Source organism: Streptomyces sp. NBC_00385 (assembly GCF_035917155.1).
Lineage (GTDB): Bacteria > Actinomycetota > Actinomycetes > Streptomycetales > Streptomycetaceae > Streptomyces > Streptomyces poriferorum.
The window spans coordinates 3,228,845-3,247,102 of the sequence record NZ_CP107951.1 but is presented as its reverse complement, the minus strand read 5'-3'; the positions used below and the strand labels follow the sequence as shown (position 1 = coordinate 3,247,102).

Here is an 18,258-nt window from a genome sequence, read left to right as displayed (position 1 = left end):
GCCGGCCTCTGCGTGCCCGTAGCCCCGGTCGTGAGTGAAGAAACGTTTCTGCCTTGATGGGGCGCGGCGGGGTCAGCCGTGCCCGGGCGGGGACGAGGGAGCGGCCGCACTGATCAGCCTGTTGCGGGCCCGGCCCATGAGCTCCTCGCGCTCGTCCTCGGTCAGTCCTCCCCACACCCCGTAGGGCTCGCGTACCGCCAGCGCGTGGGCGGCGCACTCGGCGCGCACCGGGCAGCGCATGCAGACCTCTTTGGCGGAGGTCTCGCGGGCGCTCCGGGCGGCTCCGCGTTCCCCCTCGGGGTGGAAGAACAGAGAGCTGTCGACCCCTCGGCAGGCCGCCAGCAGCTGCCAGTCCCACAGATCGGCGTTGGGTCCGGGAAGGCGGGAGAAATCTGCCATTGCTTGTCCCCTCGAAACCATGCTGAGTCGGAAACGTCGTGGTCGTCCGTCGTACCGTGCCCATGACCGTACATCTACGGTGTTAGTAGATGTAAATATGACTGATTGCGAATCTAGCCACAGACACCAGCAAAAGGGAAGAAAACCCGCTAAATGGGGCATAAGTTCATGGAAAGTTTTCGGTTGACGGCTGGACGACCCGTGGCGCTCTCCTCCGTGCTCGGTCCCTCACGTAGAGTGCCGAACCCGGTTGTCCGACCCGTAACTCTTTCGAGTGACCATCGTTGAGAGGGCGGAGGCGGTTGACGGAGAAAGCGATCGGGCAGATGTCCGAGAGTGTCAACCGCACAGGTGACGACTTGTAACAGCCTGGAGGCACAAGGTGACGCGCATCAGCTGCGGAGGGCGGTCATGACATCCGTTCTCGTCTGCGACGATTCCCCGCTTGCCCGAGAAGCGCTCCGTCGCGCGGTCGCGACCGTGCCCGGCGTCGAGCGTGTGACGACGGCGGCCAACGGGGAGGAAGTTCTCCGGCGCTGGGGTGCCGACCGTTCGGATCTGATTCTCATGGACGTACGCATGCCCGGTCTGGGAGGTGTGGAGACCGTCCGTCGACTGCTCTCCGCCGATCCCGGGGCGCGGATCATCATGCTGACCGTCGCCGAGGACCTGGACGGGGTCGCGCTCGCGGTCGCCGCCGGGGCCCGCGGGTATCTGCACAAGGACGCATCCCGGGCGGAGCTCCGGGCGACCGTCACCCAGGCCCTGGCCGATCCGACGTGGCGGCTCGCCCCGCGCCGGCTGCGCTCGGCCGAGATGGGTGCGGCGCCCACGCTCACGGCGCGTGAGATCCAGGTACTCGAAGGGATGAGTCACGGCCGCTCCAACGCGGAGATCGGCCGTGAGCTGTTCCTCTCCGAGGACACGGTGAAGACGCACGCCAGGCGTCTGTTCAAGAAGCTCGGTGCCTCGGACCGGGCGCACGCGGTGGCGCTCGGTTTCCGCTGGGGGCTGGTCCGCTGAGGGCCGGCCGTGACCGGCCGCCGAACCCATCCCCGTCCGCTCGCGGGCGGACGGGGCCACCCCGCGCAAGCGGTGCGGAGCCGGGTCGTGTCCGTGGACGCGACCCGCTCGTACGCCGCCCGTGCAGCCCGCCGCCCCCGCGGCATGTGACGCTTCCCGGCCGATGACGCATCCTTGAGACGTGGAGTTCCTCGGGAACGATTCGGTCGAGCGGAAGGGGAGGGCGCAGGACATGACTTCCGGCGCACCCGCTCATAACGCTTCAGTGCACAACTACGGACGCGGTGCCGCGGATGACGCGGCGCCGGGGCACCATGGTTCGATGCGCGAGGACGGAACGACGGTGATCGGTGCCCTGGTGCATCGCGCCGTCGAGGGCGACGCGCAGGCCACCCATGATCTGCTGGCCCACGTCCACCCCCTCGCGCTGCGCTACTGCAGGTCCCGGCTGAACCGGCTGCCCGGTGATGCCCGTCACTTCGTGGAGGACCTGGCGCAGGAGGTCTGCGTCGCGGTGCTGATGGCACTGCCTCGGTACAAGGACACCGGCAGGCCCTTCGAAGCCTTTGTCTTCGCCATCGCCGGCCACAAGGTGGCCGACCTCCAGCGGGCCGCGATGCGGCACCCGGGGTCGACCGCGGTGCCCTCCGACGAGATGCCGGAGCGGCCGGACGACTCGCTCGGGCCCGAGGAGCGGGCGCTCCTCAGCAGCGATGCCGCCTGGGCCAAGAAGCTCCTCGCCAATCTTCCGGAGAACCAGCGCGAGCTGCTGGTCCTGCGGGTCGCCGTCGGGCTCACCGCCGAGGAGACCGGACAGATGCTCGGCATGTCGCCGGGTGCCGTCCGGGTCGCCCAGCACCGTGCGCTCAGCCGGCTGCGGGCCCTCGCGGAACAGTGAACGGGACGCCGGTCCGTGCCGTAGGAAGCTACAGAACCTCCAGGTGATCTTGCCCGTGGAATGAGACACCCCCGGAGGCCGTTAGCATGGACATCCGCACCGATCAAGGCCATTTGGGGAAGGTGTCATGACTGCAAACGTCGACGGAGTGCCCGAGAAATTCGCGACGCTCGGGCTGACATACGACGACGTGCTGCTGCTGCCGGGCGCATCCGAGGTGCTGCCCAACGCGGTCGACACCTCGACGCTCATCTCACGGAACGTACGCGTGAACATCCCGCTGCTGTCCGCCGCGATGGACAAGGTGACCGAGGCCCGGATGGCCATCGCCATGGCCCGTCAGGGCGGCGTCGGCGTGCTCCACCGCAACCTCTCGGTCGAGGACCAGGTCAACCAGGTCGACCTGGTGAAGCGGTCCGAGTCCGGCATGGTCACCGACCCGATCACGGTCGGCCCGGACGCCACGCTCGGCGACGCCGACGCGCTCTGCGCCAAGTTCCGCATCAGCGGCGTCCCGGTCACCGACCCGGCGGGCAAGCTGCTCGGCATCGTCACCAACCGCGACATGGCCTTCGAGTCGGACCGCTCGCGCCAGGTGCGCGAGGTCATGACGCCGATGCCGCTGGTCACCGGCCGGGTCGGCATCTCCGGCGTGGACGCCATGGAGCTGCTGCGCCGCCACAAGATCGAGAAGCTTCCGCTGGTCGACGAGGCGGGCATCCTCAAGGGCCTCATCACGGTCAAGGACTTCAAGAAGGCCGAGCAGTACCCGAACGCGGCCAAGGACGCCGAGGGCCGGCTGCTCGTCGGCGCGGCCGTCGGTGCCAGCCCGGAGGCGCTGGACCGCGCCCAGGCGCTGGCCGGGGCCGGGGTGGACTTCCTGATCGTCGACACCTCGCACGGCCACAACAGCAACGCCCTCAACTGGATGGCGAAGATCAAGTCGGCCGTGAACGTGGACGTCATCGGCGGCAACGTCGCGACCCGTGACGGCGCCCAGGCCCTGGTCGACGCCGGTGTGGACGGCGTCAAGGTCGGCGTCGGACCCGGTTCGATCTGCACCACCCGCGTGGTCGCCGGCATCGGCGTCCCGCAGGTCACCGCGATCTACGAGGCCGCGCTGGCCGCCCGTGCGGCGGGCGTCCCGGTCATCGGTGACGGCGGCCTCCAGTACTCCGGCGACATCGGCAAGGCGCTGGCCGCCGGTGCCGACAGCGTGATGCTGGGCTCCCTCCTCGCGGGCTGCGAGGAGTCGCCGGGCGAGCTCCTCTTCATCAACGGCAAGCAGTTCAAGTCGTACCGCGGCATGGGTTCGCTGGGCGCGATGCAGTCCCGCGGACAGGGCCGCTCGTACTCCAAGGACCGCTACTTCCAGGCCGAGGTGGCCTCCGACGACAAGCTCGTCCCCGAGGGCATCGAGGGCCAGGTGCCCTACCGCGGCCCGCTGGCCAACGTGCTGCACCAGCTCGTCGGCGGCCTCCGCCAGACGATGGGCTACGTGGGCGCTGCCTCCGTCGACGAGATGGAGAGCAAGGGCCGCTTCGTACGGATCACGTCCGCGGGTCTCAAGGAGAGCCACCCGCACGACATCCAGATGACGGTCGAAGCACCGAACTACAGCAGGAAGTAACGCGACAGCGCAGGTGAGGGGCGGACCCGGGTTCCCGGGACCGCCCCCAGCCCGGCCGTCACATGGGGGGCGGCGTCGCGGGGCTGGGCACGCGCATCTGCGGCGTTGTCGTCAATCAACAACGCTCCGCGTTGCCTCAATCCTCCGCCTTGCAGCTGCACGCACCCAGCCCCGCTCCTTCACCCACCCCCCATGTGACGGCCGGGCCCGCGCGTGTCGGGGATACTGGACAGCGCAGACGTAGAGGGAAAGGCCACACCATCGTGACTGAGATCGAGATCGGGCGCGGCAAGCGCGGCCGCCGGGCATACGCATTCGACGACATCGCCGTCGTCCCGAGCCGCCGGACCCGCGACCCGAAGGAGGTCTCGATCGCCTGGCAGATCGATGCCTACCGCTTCGAGCTGCCGTTCCTGGCCGCTCCCATGGACTCCGTGGTCTCCCCGCAGCACGCCATCCGCATCGGCGAGCTCGGCGGCCTCGGGGTGCTCAACCTGGAAGGCCTGTGGACCCGGCACGCCGACCCGCAGCCGCTCCTCGACGAGATCGCCGAGATGCCGGTCGAGTCCGCGACCCGCCGGCTCCAGGAGATCTACTCCGCCCCCATCCAGGAGGAGCTGATCGGCCAGCGCATCAAGGAGGTGCGCGACTCCGGTGTCGTCACCGCCGCCGCGCTCTCCCCGCAGCGCACCGCCCAGTTCTCCAAGGCCGTCGTCGACGCGGGTGTGGACATCTTCGTCATCCGCGGTACGACGGTCTCCGCCGAGCACGTCTCGGGTGCGGCCGAGCCGCTCAACCTGAAGCAGTTCATCTACGAGCTGGATGTCCCGGTGATCGTCGGCGGCTGCGCCACGTACACCGCGGCCCTGCACCTGATGCGCACGGGCGCGGCCGGTGTCCTCGTCGGCTTCGGCGGCGGCGCCGCGCACACCACGCGCAACGTCTTCGGCATCCAGGTCCCGATGGCGACCGCGGTCGCCGATGTGGCCGGTGCCCGCCGCGACTACATGGACGAGTCCGGCGGCCGGTACGTGCACGTGATCGCGGACGGTGGCGTCGGCTGGTCCGGCGACCTGCCGAAGGCCATCGCCTGCGGTGCGGACGCCGTGATGATGGGCTCCCCGCTCGCCCGTGCGACGGACGCGCCGGGCCGCGGCCGCCACTGGGGGATGGAGGCCGTCCACGAGGACGTGCCGCGCGGCAAGCTGGTCGACCTCGGCTCCGTCGGGACGACCGAGGAGGTCCTCACCGGTCCTTCGCACACCCCCGACGGTTCGATGAACATCTTCGGCGCCCTGCGCCGGGCGATGGCGACGACGGGGTACAGCGACCTCAAGGAGTTCCAGCGCGTCGAGGTGACGGTGGCGGACTCGCAGCACCGCCGCTGAGTCCCCGCAGCATGCCGGGAGGGCCCGGACCGCGATCGCGGTCCGGGCCCTCCCGTGTGTCCTGCGTGCGGTCCGCGACTAGTCGGACGTCTTGCGGGCCGTGGAGAACGCGACCACGGCGGCGACGGCGAAGAAGACGAAGCTGATCGCGTCGGAGTCTTCCTTCCACACCGTGTTCAGGTCGCTGAAGTGGTCGAAGAAGATCTCGGTGACCGAGAGCGGGAGCTGCTTGCTGATGATGATCGCTTCACCGAGCAGCTGGCCGAAGTAGACGCCGACCAGGGCGAGGGCGCCACTGATGACGGGCAGGGCGGGGTTGCGGCCGCCGAGCTTGCCGGCGGCGAAGCCGACGATGGCGCCGACACCCACGGCCGCGTAGCCGATCTCGTGCTTCGTGGCGCCGATGATCGCACCGTAGATGCCCGCCGCGACGAGCGCCGCGATGAACGCGACGAGGATGCCCAGGCCCACGTTGTTGCGCGCCGGTGCCACCGGGGCGAACGGTGCACCGCCGCCGAACGGGGCGCCGACGGGCTGCTGACCCGCGAACGGGTTGCCGGTCGGGGCACCGGGCTGCGCGGCGTAGGGGTTGCCGGGCTGCGGCTGGCCGTCGTACGGCTGGTTCGGCGGTGGTACGGGCGTGCTCATGGTGGGTTCCCCCTGGGACTGTGGCGCACGGTTGTGCGAGGAGTGACGCCGCAGGCTAGCAGTCGGTTCCGACATTGACCCACCGGAATCCTTGGGGGGACTGCGATCAGAGGCGGTGCGCGGCCCCCGCCGGGGTGGCGCCACGGGTGTCGAGAAGGAGCTGCGCCTTCACCGCGAGGCCCTGGAGGTCGTAGGTGCGGTGGTGCTGGAGCAGCACCGTCAGATCGGCGCTCGACGCGGCCTCGTACAGCGAATCGGCGCGGGGGACCGGGAGTTCGCGGACGCGCCAGTCCAGGACGTGCGGATCGTGGTAGCCGATCTGGGCGCCCATGTCCATCAGCCGGGTGGCGATCTCGCGGGCGGGGGAGGCCTCCTGGTCGGCGAGGTCGGGCTTGTAGGTGACGCCCAGCAGGAGGATCCGGGCGCCGCGGGCGGACTTCCCGTGCTCGTTGAGGAGGGTGGCGCAGCGCTGGATCACGTACTGCGGCATCCGGTCGTTGATCTCCTGGGCGAGCGAGACCATCCGCAGCGGGTGTCCGGGGGTGCGGCTGTTGTACGGGAGGTAGCCCGGGTCGACCGGGGCGCCGTGGCCGCCGACGCCGGGGCCGGGGCGGAAGGGCTGGAAGCCGAAGGGCTTGGTCTCGGCGCACCGGATGACGTCCCAGAGGTCGACGCCGAGGTCGTGGCAGAGCACGGCCATCTCGTTGACCAGCGCGATGTTGACGTGCCGGAAGTTGGTCTCCAGGACCTTCGTCATCTCGGCCTCGCGCGGGCCGCGGGCGCGGACGACCTTGTCGGTGAGCCGGCCGTAGAAGGCGGCGGCCGACTCCGTGCAGGCGGGGGTCAGGCCGCCGATGACCTTGGGGGTGTTGGTGTAGACGTGGGTCCGGTTGCCGGGGTCGAGGCGGCTGGGGGAGTGGGCGAGGTGGAAGTCGCGCCCGCCGCGCAGTCCGGAGCCTTCTTCGAGGAGGGGGAGCAGGAAGTTCTCCGTGGTGCCGGGGTGGACGGCCGATTCCAGGAGCACGGTGGTGTGCGGGCGCAGCCGGGCGGCCAGGGCGCGGGCCGCGTCGCCGACGGCGGTGAGGTCGAGGGTGCGGTCGGGGCCGAGGGGGGTGGGGGCGCAGATCACGGCGGTACGGACCCGGCCCAGCTCGGCCTGGTTGGTGGTGGGGCGGAATCCGCCGGACAGCATCCGGCGGATGTCGGACGCGGTGAGCGATCCCTCGACCGGGGTACGGCCCGCGGAGAGCTCGGCGAAGGCCCGGGGGTCGGTGTCGTAGCCGATGGTCTGGATACCGGCCGATACGGCGGCTTGGGCGAGGGGCAGGCCGAGGTGACCGAGTCCGATGACGGCGAGGTCTGCAGGCACGTGGGTGGCCGTCCTTCCCTAAGAACCGAGAAAGCGCAACTGCTGGGGACAGTGCAATGTCAGACTAGGCGTAAATATGACCTATATGTCGCATTGTGTGGCCGTCGTCGTCCGGGTGTTGTCCACAGGCGGTGGCTGAAGTCGCGGAGCGCGGACAGAATCGAGAGGTGGGCACGGGCACCCGACCCCGCGGTCGGACCGCATCCCCGTGCCGGACCACCCCGATCTACCGGGAGGCAGCAGTGAGGACAGCGACACTGGGACCCGCGGAGCGTGCGGCAGCGCTCGCCGCGATGGCCGAGCGCGAACTGGACGTGCTGGTCGTGGGGGCGGGCGTGGTCGGCGCCGGGACGGCGCTCGACGCGGTGACGAGAGGGCTCTCGACCGGACTGGTCGAGGCGCGCGACTGGGCGTCCGGCACGTCGAGCAGGTCGAGCAAGCTGATCCACGGCGGGCTGCGCTATCTGGAGATGCTCGACTTCGCGCTCGTCCGCGAGGCGCTGAAGGAGCGCGGGCTGCTGCTGGAGCGCCTCGCCCCCCACCTGGTGAAGCCGGTGCCGTTCCTCTACCCGTTGCAGCACAAGGGCTGGGAGCGGCTGTACGCCGGTTCCGGCGTCGCGCTGTACGACGCGATGTCGGTGTCGTCCGGGCACGGCCGCGGTCTGCCCGTGCACCGCCACCTCTCCCGCCGCCAGGCCCTGCGGGTCGCGCCGGCGCTCAAGCGGGACGCCCTGGTGGGGGCCCTGCAGTACTACGACGCCCAGATGGACGACGCCCGCTATGTCGCGACGCTGGTGCGCACCGCCGCCGGGTACGGCGCGCAGGTGGCGAACCAGGCACGGGTGGTCGGCTTCCTCCGGGAGGGCGAACGGGTCGTCGGCGCCCGGGTGGCGGACGTCGAGGCGGGCGACGAGTACGAGGTCAGGGCCAAACAGGTGGTCAACGCCACCGGCGTCTGGACGGATGACACCCAGGCGCTGATCGGTGAGCGCGGCCAGTTCCACGTGCGGGCCTCCAAGGGCATCCATCTGGTCGTCCCCAAGGACCGCATCCACTCCTCCACGGGCCTGATCCTGCGGACCGAGAAGTCCGTGCTCTTCGTCATCCCGTGGGGACGGCACTGGATCGTCGGGACGACGGACACCGACTGGGACCTGGACAAGGCCCATCCGGCCGCCTCCAGCGCGGACATCGACTATCTGCTCGAACACGTCAACTCGGTCCTGGCCACGCCGCTGACCAGGGACGACGTCCAGGGCGTCTACGCGGGGCTACGGCCGTTGCTGGCCGGCGAGTCGGACGCGACCAGCAAGCTGTCGCGCGAGCACACGGTGGCGCACCCGCTGCCGGGCCTCGTCGTCGTCGCGGGAGGCAAGTACACGACGTACCGGGTGATGGCGAAGGACGCCGTGGACGAGGCGGTGCACGGCCTCGACCAGCGGGTCGCGGAGTGCGTCACCGAGGACATCCCGCTGCTGGGCGCCGAGGGCTACCGCGCCCTGTGGAACGCCCGGGCCAGGATCGCCGCCCGCACCGGCCTCCACGTCGCCCGGGTGGAGCATCTGCTGAACCGGTACGGCTCCATGACCGAGGAGATCCTGGAGCTGATCGTCGCCGACCCGGTGATGGGTGAACCGCTGCCGGCCGCCGACGACTACCTGAAGGCCGAGATCGTCTACGCGGCCTCGCACGAGGGGGCCCGCCACCTCGACGACGTACTGACCCGGCGCACCCGGATCTCCATCGAGACCTTCGACCGCGGCACACGCTCCGCGCGGTTGTGTGCGGAGCTGATGGCGCGGGTGCTCGGCTGGGACAAGGGCCGGATCGAGCGTGAGGTCGCCCACTACGAGAAGCGGGTGGAGGCGGAACGGGAGTCGCAGCGCCAGCCCGACGACCTGACGGCGGACGCGGCGCGGCTGGGGGCACCGGACATCGTGCCCATCTAGGACGGCGTCCCGGCCCGCCGCCCTGCCCGCCGCCCCGCCCACCGGCCGTTCTCCACCGGGCGGGGCGGTGGCACGAGGGCGCGGCGGAACTCCGGCGTGCCCGGCGCGGGTTCGCGTGGGGCGGCGGGGCAGGGGGCGCACCCGTGGGGGCGGTGCGTCAGTCCGGCCCGGGAATACGGCGGTTCGGAGCGTCGCTCCTGACGACGGGCCGTGGTAGGCAGGAGGGTGCCCGCGGCGGGATGTGGTTCGCTGGGCGGAGCAGAGGCGGAGCAGGGCAGGGGTCCGCGGTCGTGGCGGGGCAGCGCCGCGCGTACGGGCCCGGCCGGAAATCCCTTCCGTCGGCCACTTATGACGGTCCCCGGACCCGGCACCAGGACCGGTCCCGGGGTGAGGGACAATGAACGCTCTGCCAGGGCGGGTTGATCGCAGAGGGGACGCATGTCGGAGGCGGAGCAGGCACGGGAGCCCCAACGGGACAAGGACGGACGTCTTCTCGCGGGGCGGTACCGGCTCGGAGAGGTGCTCGGCCGGGGTGGAATGGGCACGGTCTGGCGCGCCGTCGACGAGACGCTGGGCCGCACGGTCGCGGTCAAGGAACTGCGGTTCCCGTCGGCCATCGACGACGACGAGAAGCGGCGGCTCATCACGCGCACCCTGCGTGAGGCGAAGGCGATCGCCCGGATCCGCAACAACGGCGCGGTCACCGTCTACGACGTGGTCGACGAGGACGACCGGCCGTGGATCGTCATGGAACTCATCGAGGGCAAGTCACTGGCCGAGGCGGTCCGCGAGGACGGCGTCCTGACGCCGAGGCGCGCGGCCGAGGTCGGCCTCGCCATCCTCGACGTGCTGCGCTCGGCGCACCGCGAGGGCATTCTGCACCGCGACGTGAAGCCGTCCAACGTGCTGATCGCCGAGGACGGCCGGGTCGTGCTGACCGACTTCGGCATCGCCCAGGTCGAGGGCGACCCGTCGGTCACCTCCACCGGCATGCTCGTCGGCGCCCCCTCGTACATCTCGCCGGAGCGGGCCCGCGGCCACAAGCCCGGCCCGCCCGCCGACCTCTGGTCGCTCGGCGGACTGCTGTACGCGAGCGTCGAGGGCTGCCCGCCGTACGACAAGGGGTCCGCGATCGCGACCCTGACCGCCGTGATGACCGAGCCGCTCGACCCGCCGAAGAACGCGGGCCCGCTGGAGGAGGTCATCTACGGGCTCCTCGCCCGGGACCCCGAGCAGCGCCTCGACGACGCCGGCGCGCGCGCCCTGCTCAACGACGTGATCGACGCCCCGGAGCAGCCGGAGGTTCCGGTTCCGCCGCCGGCCGACGCCACCCAGGTGATGGCGCTCCCCAAGAACGTGGCCGACGCCCCGCCCAGGGCGGCGCAGAAGTCCGGTGAGCCGGGTGAGGGCGCCAGGGACCGGCTGCGCGGCGCGTTGCGCTCCGCGCGGAACGCGAAGGCGGCACCCGCGGCGGGCGCCGGTGCCGTGGCCTCCGTTCCGGCCCGGCCGGCCAAGGCCCCCACGACCGCCACGGCCTCGCCTTCCGGAGCCGTACCGCCGCCGCGTCCGGCCACCTCGCCGGTCACCCCGCCCCGCGCGTCCCTGACGGACGTGGTGCCGCGCCGCACGCTGGCGATCATCGCGGCCGTCATCGCGCTCGCCGTGCTCGGCACGGTCCTCGCGCTCACGCTCGGCGGCGACGACGAGGACTCCGGCAACGCGGGCAAGGTCAAGGACGGCACGTCCGCCTCGGCCGGATCCTCCGCGGGCAGCGGCTCCGGCGGCTCCGGCAGTTCGGCAGACACCGAGCAGGGCGGCGGCAAGGAGCAGGGCAAGGACGAGCAGGGCAAGGGCGAGCAGGGTACGGACGGCGGCCAGGGCGAGAGCGACGACTCGGGCAAGGGGTCGGACGACGGGCAGGGCGACCAGCAGGACGACGCCGTGCCCACCGGCTTCAAGACGGTGCAGAACAAGGAGTTCCACTTCTCCCTGGCGATGCCGGAGGACTTCCGCTTCGACAAGAAGTCGGGCGCCAACGCCGGTGCCATATACAACGTCAGCGGCGGTTTCCCCCGGGTCCAGGTCGACTACACAGGCTCGCCCGGCGGGGACGCCGCCGCGGCCTGGAGGGCAGCCAGGGCCGCCGTCGCGGCCACCAGCAACGGCTACCACCACCTCGGCATAAACGAGGTCCAGTACAAGGGCTACCCGACGGTCGCCGACTGGCAGTTCGAGCGCACGCAGCAGGGCCAGCGGGTCCGGGTGATCAACCGGGGCTTCAAGGTCGACGGCGGCCACGGGTACGCGATCATGATCAGCTGCAAGGCCGACGAGTGGGACGGCGCGGAGTGCCGGACGCTGCGCAAGACGGCGTTCGACACCTTCGCGCCGGTCGACTGACGGAAGCCGTCCGGCCGGGTTGGGCCGACCCTGCCGCGCGGCGGCCTCTTGCCACGTATTGTGAGAGCTCGAAGACCGTACGCAGCCGAAACCACAAGTCAATTGCACAGCAAGTGACCGCAATTGACGGTTTCGTGCGGTCTACGTGACCGGGGGACAGCGCGCTCTGGGGAGGCGTCGTGGACGACTATGCGGGTCGGGTACTTGCCGACCGCTACCGCCTTCCGCTGCCTCCGTCCGACGAGTACGAACTGGTCGAGACCCGGGCGTTCGACACCTACAGCGGCCAGGAGGTGCTGGTCCGTCAGGTGCCGCTGCCGGAGGTCGTGGACGCCGAGGTGCTCGACGCGGACGGGCTGCCCACGGCGGCGCGACGCGCCGGCGGGCGCACCGTGCGGCGGTCCACCGACCCCGCGGTCCGGCGCGCCATCGAGGCCGCCCAGGCGGCGGCCCAGGTGCCCGACCACCCGCGCCTGGACCAGGTCTTCGACGTGTTCGCCGAGGCGGGGTCGCTCTGGATCGTGAGCGAACTGGTCGCGGCCAGGCCGCTGGCGGCGCTGCTCGCGGAGCGCCCGCTCAATCCGTACCGGGCCGCCGAGATCGGCTCCGACGTCCTCACCGCGCTGCGCGTCCTGCACGCGCACGGCTGGACCCACCGCAACATCACCGTGCGCACGGTGCTCATCTGCGACGACGGACGCGTCGTGCTGACCGGCCTGGCGGCCGGGGCGGCCGAGGAGGCGCTCTGCGGCTACGTGCCGGTGCCGCGCGCCGACGACGACGGCGAGGAAGGCTACGGCGGTCCCGCGGTCGAGTCGGGGCCCACGGGCCCGTACGCACCGCCCGCGGTCGAGCCGGCGGACACCGATCCGTACGCCCTGCCGGCAGCCGGTCCGGGCGGCTACGACCCGTACGGCCCGCCCGCCGTCGAGCCCGGGCGCGCCGATCCGTACGACCGCCCCGACGTGCCCGGCTCCCGTGGGCCCGCGGCCATCGAGGCGGGGGCCGGGGATGGTCCCGCGCAGCCTTACGGAGCCGGCGAGCTGGAGTCCGTGCGCCGGCCGTCGCCGCCCGTACCGCCCGCCACCGTGCCCGTTCCAGCCGCCGAGGCCGGCAGCGCGCAGGCGCGGGCCGCGCGGGCGGGGGCCATCGCCGCGTACCGCGCGGGCGCCCGCGCGGCCGCCCGCGTCGGCGAGGAGGAGCGCCGGGCCGGTCGGGACGACGCCCGGGACACCGGCACCCTTCCGGTCCAGCGGCCGGCCCAGCCGCTGCAGCCCCTCGGCCGGCCCGCCGCCCCGGACGCGTACGACGAGGACCTGTACGACGACGAGGACGCGTTCGACGACGAGGGCGACGACGGCCCGCCGCCCCGGCGGCTCCATCTGACCGGTTCCTGGGACGACGGCCCAGGCCGCGGTCGCCCGGTGCCCGCCGGAGGCTCCAGCGAGGACGCCCTGCGCGCCGACTCCCGGCGTCAGGGCGCCACCCCGGCCGTCCGCCCGCAGCTGCCGGCCGCCACCCGGGAGACCGCCCCCGAGACCGCCCCGGGCCGCTGGGACGAGATCGTCGCCGGCAGCCGTGACACCTCCGCCTACCGCGGCCCCGCCACCACCCTCGCCGCCGAGCGCGCCCGGCAGGCCCGGATCGCCGTCGTCGGCGCGGTCACCGAGCGCTGGGCGCCCGAGCAGGCCGGACCGGTCCACGAGAACTGGCAGCTGGCACCGCCCATCGGCCCCTCCACCGACCTCTGGGCGCTGGGCGCGCTGCTCTACCGTGCCGTGCAGGGCCATGCCCCGTACCCGGAGGAGAACGCCGCCGAACTCGTCCAGATGGTCTGCGGCGAACCGCCCGCCTTCGCCGAGGAGTGCGGCCCGCTGCGCCCCGTCGTCGAGTCGCTGCTGCGCCAGGACCCCACCGAGCGCCCGGACTTCGAGGAACTGCGCGGCTGGCTGCGCTCCCTCGTGCGGTCGGCGCCCGAGCCGGAGGCCGGTCTCGACGTCGTGACGCTGCCCTCCCCGGACGCCACCCGGCTGCCCGTCGTACGCCGCCGCGGCGAACTCGTCCGCAAGCGCCGAGGCCGCCGGGGCGGGTCGGCGCACGGTCGGCACCGCCACACCGGGGAACGGCCGGAACCGGCGGAGCGGGCCCCGCTCCAGCCGCGCGAGCCCAGAAACCCCAGGCCGCCCCGCGAGCCCAAGGGCCCCAAGGCGCTCCGCACCCCGTCCCGCCCGCAGCAGGGCGGCGCGCGCGCACCGCGCCGGCTCGGGCGGCTGCTGCTCGTCCTGATCCTGCTGCTCCTGGCCGCGGCGGTCGCGTACGCGGTGATGTTCATGCCCAAGTCCGGTACGGAGTCCGGAGCGGGCGCCGCTCCTTCCCGTACGGAGTCCGGAGCACCCGAGCCGGGCGGCCAGGACTCCGACGACCCGTCCGCCCCGGCCTCCTCCGGCGCGCAGCAGCCGCAGACCAGCCGCTCCGCCGTCGCGTTGGCCCCCGGCTACTCGCTGCGCAAGGACCCCGAGGGCTTCGAGGTCGGGGCGCCCAAGGGCTGGCAGCGCAGCCCCGCCAACGCGGACCGTCAGATCCGTTACGGGAGCGACGGATTCAGCCTCCTCGTCGTCCCCGGGCGCGACACCGTGAAGGCGAACGGCGCGGACCCGCTCGACTACCAGCGGAACAAGGAGCCGGAGTTGAAGCAGTTCCGCGACTCCAGCTGGGCGTCGGCGAGTGGGCTGCGCCGGATCGACGTCGGACAGCAGGCCATGGCGGAGGGCCAGTTCACCTGGCAGGAGGCCGACGGCCGCGAGGTGTACGTCCGCAACCTGGTGATCGTCGTCAAGGGCAAATACCACATTCTCCAGGTCATGGGCCCGGAGAGCCAGCGCGACAAGGTGAGCGACATCTACCAACAGGCCAGTGCCTCCTACCGCGTGACACAGTGAACGGAAGCGGTTCGACGGAGTGCGGGCCCGGGGGCGACATGCATCACAGTGCGATCTCGTGAGCGGTGCGAGGTTCCGTGGCCGTACTTCCCCTCCGTAACCTGGCATCCGAAGGAACGGGGCGGGGACACGTGGAACGATCGCAGGGCACGGAAGCGGGACTGCTGCTGGCCGGGAGGTACCGGCTCGGAGAGGTCCTGGGACGCGGCGGCATGGGCAAGGTCTGGCGCGCCCACGACGAGGTGCTGCACCGCACCGTCGCCGTCAAGGAGCTGACCGCCGGGCTGTACGTCGCCGAGGCGGACCGGGTCGTGCTGCACGCGCGTACCCAGAAGGAGGCCCGCGCCGCGGCCCGCATCACGCATCCCGGCGTGGTCACCGTCCATGACGTGATCGAGTACGACAACCGGCCGTGGATCGTCATGCAGTACGTCGACGGGCCGTCACTTGCCGACCAGGCCAAGGAATCCGGTGAGGTCGAGCCCCGCGAGGCGGCCAGGATCGGGCTCCATGTGCTGGGCGCCCTGCGCGCCGCGCACGACGCCGGGGTGCTGCACCGCGATGTGAAGCCGGGCAACGTCCTGCTCGCCCGCGACGGACGGGTGCTGCTCACCGACTTCGGGATCGCGGCGATAGAGGGCGACTCGACCATCACCAGGACCGGTGAACTGGTGGGCTCCATCGACTACCTGGCACCCGAGCGGGTCCGCGGCGGCGATCCCGGCCCCGCGTCCGACCTCTGGTCGCTGGGCGCCACGCTGTACACCGCGGTCGAGGGACGCTCGCCGTTCCGCCGCACCTCACCGATCTCCACGATGCAGGCCGTCGTCACCGAGGAACCGCCGGTGCCCGAGCGGGCCGGGGCGCTGGGCCACGTCATCACCGCGCTGCTCCGCAAGGAACCCGAGGACCGGCCCTCGGCCGCCGAGGCCGAGCGGATGCTGCTGGAGGCCATGGAGGGGCGCGCGCCCCGGTCGGCCCAGGCGTACGTCCCCACCCAGCGGGTGCCCGAGGAGGTCCTGCACGCGATGGGCCCCGACGGGGCCTCCGGCGGCGGGATACCCGGCGGCGGCACTGCCCGGCTGCCCTACCCCGGGCCCGGTCCGGCCCCCGGCACCGCACCCGTGGCCCGGCGCAGCCGCTGGCGCACCACGGTCGTGGTCATCGCGCTGGCGGCCCTGGTGGGCGGCGGTGCGGGCGTCGCCGCGTTGATGTACGCGAACCGCACGGACGCGGATCCCGGGACCGGGGGCACGGCGTCGCACGGCACCCGGTCGCCGGGGCCGGTCACCGCCAGTCCCACCCCCACCCCCACGCCGAAGCCGGACCCGGCGAAGGAAGGTGTCCCGGACGGCTGGCGGCGCGTGGAGGACCCGGCCGGGTTCAGCATCCTCATGCCGGTGGGCTGGGAGCGCCAGGTGAACGGCACCAACATCGACTACACCCCGGACGACGGAGTGCACTACTTCCGCTTCAGCGCGGACCCGGCACCGGACTTCGACCACCCGTACACGCACATGCAGGACCTGGAGACGCGGCTGCGCGAGCGGCTGCCGGGCTACCGGAGCCTGGAGATGAACTCCAACGTCTACCGGGACCAGCCCGGGTCCATCTGGGAGTTCACCTGGAACGAGAAGCCCGGCGAGCCGCGCCATGCCATCGACCAGATGTACTACGCGAAGGAGGGCGGCCCGGAGTACGCGCTGTACATGACGGGGCCGGAGGAGGACTGGGACGTCACCCGGGACCGGTTCAACACGATGCTGCGCAGCTGGCGCGCGCCGGCCGATTCCGACTGACCCCGCAGGACTCCTGCGGCGCCTCCTCAGTCGGCAACGCCGGGGAAGATACCCCCTGATCAGCGGTTATTCAGCCAGTGATCACTGGCTTGGTTGACGGGTGGCCGCGGAGGGCTGTTGTGGGGAGTGTGAAAAGCTGTTACCCACGGGTACCCAAAGGCTCCGGCTGGACGTACTCTCGCCCTCATGACGGACTCGCAGGCCTCCACGCCCACCACCGCCGCGGTTGCCGGCACCAACCCGGTGGCCGCCGCGCCCGCGGGCGTGCGCACGGCCGCCGATGTCGTGACGCCCGAGGTGATCGCCCAGCTGACCCGCGGCGTCGCCGGCTCCGGCCGCACGGCCAACCACACGCCCTTCACCGGCGAGAAGCTGGCCGACCTGCCCGAGTCCACCCCCGAGGACGTGGCGGACGCCTTCGAGCGCGCCCGTGCCGCCCAGCCCGCCTGGGCCGCACTGTCCGTCCGTGCCAGGGCCGCCGTGCTGCTGCGCTTCCACGACCTCGTCCTGGAACGCCAGTCGGAGGTCCTCGACCTCATCCAGCTGGAGACCGGCAAGGCCCGGCTGCACGCCCACGAAGAGGTGCTGGCCGTCTCCGTCGCCGCCCGGCACTACGGCCGCAGGGCGAGCGCCTACCTGAAGCCGAAGCGGCACACCGGGGTCGTGCCGACCCTCACCAAGGTCACCGAGCTGCGCCAGCCGCGCGGCGTCATCGGCCAGATCGCGCCGTGGAACTACCCCCTGGAACTGTCGGTCGGCGACGCGCTGCCCGCGTTCGTCTCCGGGAACGCCGTGGTGATGAAGCCCGACACGGAGACCGCGCTGACCGCGCTGTGGGCCCGTGACCTCCTCATCGAGGCCGGTCTGCCGGCCGAGGTGTTCCAGGTCGTCCTCGGGGACGGACCCGTCGTCGGCCCCGAGGTCGTCAAGCACGCTGACTACGTCTCGTTCACCGGCTCCACGCGCACCGGCCGCGAGGTCGCCCAGGGCGCCGCGGCCCGGCTCGTCGGCGTCTCGCTGGAGCTCGGCGGCAAGAACGCGATGCTGGTCCTGAAGGACGCCGACGTGGAGAAGGCCGCAGCCGGCGCCGTCCGCGCCTGCTTCTCCTCCGCCGGCCAGCTCTGCATCTCCATCGAGCGGCTGTACGTCCACGAGTCCGTCGCCGACGACTTCGTGGCCCGGTTCGCCGCCCGCACGAAGGCGATGCGGCTCGGCACCTCCCTCGCGTACGGCGCCGACATGGGCTCGCTCGTCGGCGAGCGCCAGCTGGAGACCGTCAGCCGGCACGTCGCGGAGGCCGTCGAGAAGGGCGCCACGCTCGTCGCGGGCGGCGTCGCCCGCCCCGACGTCGGCCCGCTGTTCTACGAGCCGACGATCCTCGACGGCGTCGAGGCCCCGATGGCCGTCTGCAACGAGGAGACCTTCGGCCCGGTGGTCTCCATCTACCGGTTCAGCGACGAGGACGAGGTCATCGCGCTGGCCAACGCGACCCCGTACGGTCTGAACTCCAGCGTCTGGACCAAGGACGGCAAGCGCGGTCACCGGGTCGCCGCCCGGCTGCGGACCGGCACGGTCAACATCAACGAGGGGTACGCCCCCGCGTACGGCAGCGTGCAGTCCCCGATGGGCGGCATGAAGGACTCCGGCCTCGGCCGCCGCCACGGCTCCGAGGGCATCCTCAAGTACACCGAGGCCCAGACCGTCGCCCAGCAGCGCCTGATCCCACTCGCCCCGTCCTTCGGGATGGACGACGCGAAGTACGCGGCGTTCATGAGCCGCAGCCTCAAGGCCATGAAGGCCTTCCGCCTGCGCTGAC

Annotated in this window: 12 protein-coding genes; 9 read left to right on the top strand and 3 right to left on the bottom strand. The window is 72.1% G+C overall.

Annotation, left to right across the window (positions count from 1 at the left end; all coding sequences use genetic code 11):
• Positions 1–72: 72 nt before the first annotated feature.
• The gene (locus OG959_RS14125) at positions 73–399 is read right to left on the bottom strand and encodes a WhiB family transcriptional regulator (protein ID WP_018550557.1); all 327 of its coding nucleotides are present in this window, start codon (positions 397–399) and stop codon (positions 73–75) included.
• Between the two features lie 411 nt (positions 400–810).
• On the opposite strand from OG959_RS14125, the gene OG959_RS14120 reads away from it, so the two are divergent.
• From OG959_RS14120 to OG959_RS14105, 4 genes are all read left to right on the top strand, one after another.
• Complete coding sequence (locus tag OG959_RS14120; protein WP_003948568.1) at positions 811–1,422, top strand: response regulator transcription factor; 612 nt, start codon at positions 811–813, stop codon at positions 1,420–1,422.
• A 322-nt stretch (positions 1,423–1,744) separates the two neighbouring features.
• Complete coding sequence (locus OG959_RS14115; RefSeq protein ID WP_148020273.1) at positions 1,745–2,320, top strand: sigma-70 family RNA polymerase sigma factor; 576 nt, start codon at positions 1,745–1,747, stop codon at positions 2,318–2,320.
• 127 nt (positions 2,321–2,447) lie between these two features.
• Positions 2,448–3,950, top strand: coding sequence for an IMP dehydrogenase (guaB, locus tag OG959_RS14110; protein WP_326658528.1), 1,503 nt, complete (start codon positions 2,448–2,450; stop codon positions 3,948–3,950).
• 263 nt (positions 3,951–4,213) lie between these two features.
• Complete coding sequence (locus OG959_RS14105; RefSeq protein ID WP_007453079.1) at positions 4,214–5,338, top strand: GuaB3 family IMP dehydrogenase-related protein; 1,125 nt, start codon at positions 4,214–4,216, stop codon at positions 5,336–5,338.
• A 78-nt stretch (positions 5,339–5,416) separates the two neighbouring features.
• Here the strand turns inward: OG959_RS14105 and OG959_RS14100 are convergent, their stop codons facing one another.
• Positions 5,417–5,986: a hypothetical protein gene (locus OG959_RS14100; protein WP_326658527.1), complete on the bottom strand. Its 570-nt coding sequence runs from the start codon at positions 5,984–5,986 to the stop codon at positions 5,417–5,419.
• Between the two features lie 106 nt (positions 5,987–6,092).
• Positions 6,093–7,355: a nucleotide sugar dehydrogenase gene (locus OG959_RS14095; protein WP_326658526.1), complete on the bottom strand. Its 1,263-nt coding sequence runs from the start codon at positions 7,353–7,355 to the stop codon at positions 6,093–6,095.
• Positions 7,356–7,597: 242 nt separating this feature from the next.
• Between OG959_RS14095 and OG959_RS14090 the strand changes: the two genes are divergently transcribed.
• From OG959_RS14090 to OG959_RS14070, 5 genes are all read left to right on the top strand, one after another.
• Entirely contained in the window at positions 7,598–9,304 is a 1,707-nt protein-coding gene (locus OG959_RS14090) for a glycerol-3-phosphate dehydrogenase/oxidase (protein WP_326658525.1), read from the top strand.
• 438 nt (positions 9,305–9,742) lie between these two features.
• On the top strand, positions 9,743–11,704 hold the full coding sequence (locus tag OG959_RS14085) for a serine/threonine-protein kinase (protein WP_326658524.1): 1,962 nt from the start codon (positions 9,743–9,745) through the stop codon (positions 11,702–11,704).
• 179 nt (positions 11,705–11,883) lie between these two features.
• The gene (locus OG959_RS14080; protein ID WP_326658523.1) at positions 11,884–14,643 is read left to right on the top strand and encodes a protein kinase; all 2,760 of its coding nucleotides are present in this window, start codon (positions 11,884–11,886) and stop codon (positions 14,641–14,643) included.
• Between the two features lie 131 nt (positions 14,644–14,774).
• Positions 14,775–16,442, top strand: coding sequence for a serine/threonine-protein kinase (locus OG959_RS14075; protein WP_326658522.1), 1,668 nt, complete (start codon positions 14,775–14,777; stop codon positions 16,440–16,442).
• A 186-nt stretch (positions 16,443–16,628) separates the two neighbouring features.
• Positions 16,629–18,257, top strand: coding sequence for a succinic semialdehyde dehydrogenase (locus OG959_RS14070; protein WP_326658521.1), 1,629 nt, complete (start codon positions 16,629–16,631; stop codon positions 18,255–18,257).
• Position 18,258: the final 1 nt, after the last annotated feature.

Coding starts and splice junctions, on each gene's coding strand:
- OG959_RS14100 (WP_326658527.1), bottom strand. CDS start 5,986: ATGAGCACGCCCGTACCACCGCCGAACCAGCCGTACGACGGCCAGCCG.
- guaB (WP_326658528.1), top strand. CDS start 2,448: ATGACTGCAAACGTCGACGGAGTGCCCGAGAAATTCGCGACGCTCGGG.
- OG959_RS14070 (WP_326658521.1), top strand. CDS start 16,629: ATGACGGACTCGCAGGCCTCCACGCCCACCACCGCCGCGGTTGCCGGC.
- OG959_RS14115 (WP_148020273.1), top strand. CDS start 1,745: ATGCGCGAGGACGGAACGACGGTGATCGGTGCCCTGGTGCATCGCGCC.
- OG959_RS14125 (WP_018550557.1), bottom strand. CDS start 399: ATGGCAGATTTCTCCCGCCTTCCCGGACCCAACGCCGATCTGTGGGAC.
- OG959_RS14120 (WP_003948568.1), top strand. CDS start 811: ATGACATCCGTTCTCGTCTGCGACGATTCCCCGCTTGCCCGAGAAGCG.
- OG959_RS14085 (WP_326658524.1), top strand. CDS start 9,743: ATGTCGGAGGCGGAGCAGGCACGGGAGCCCCAACGGGACAAGGACGGA.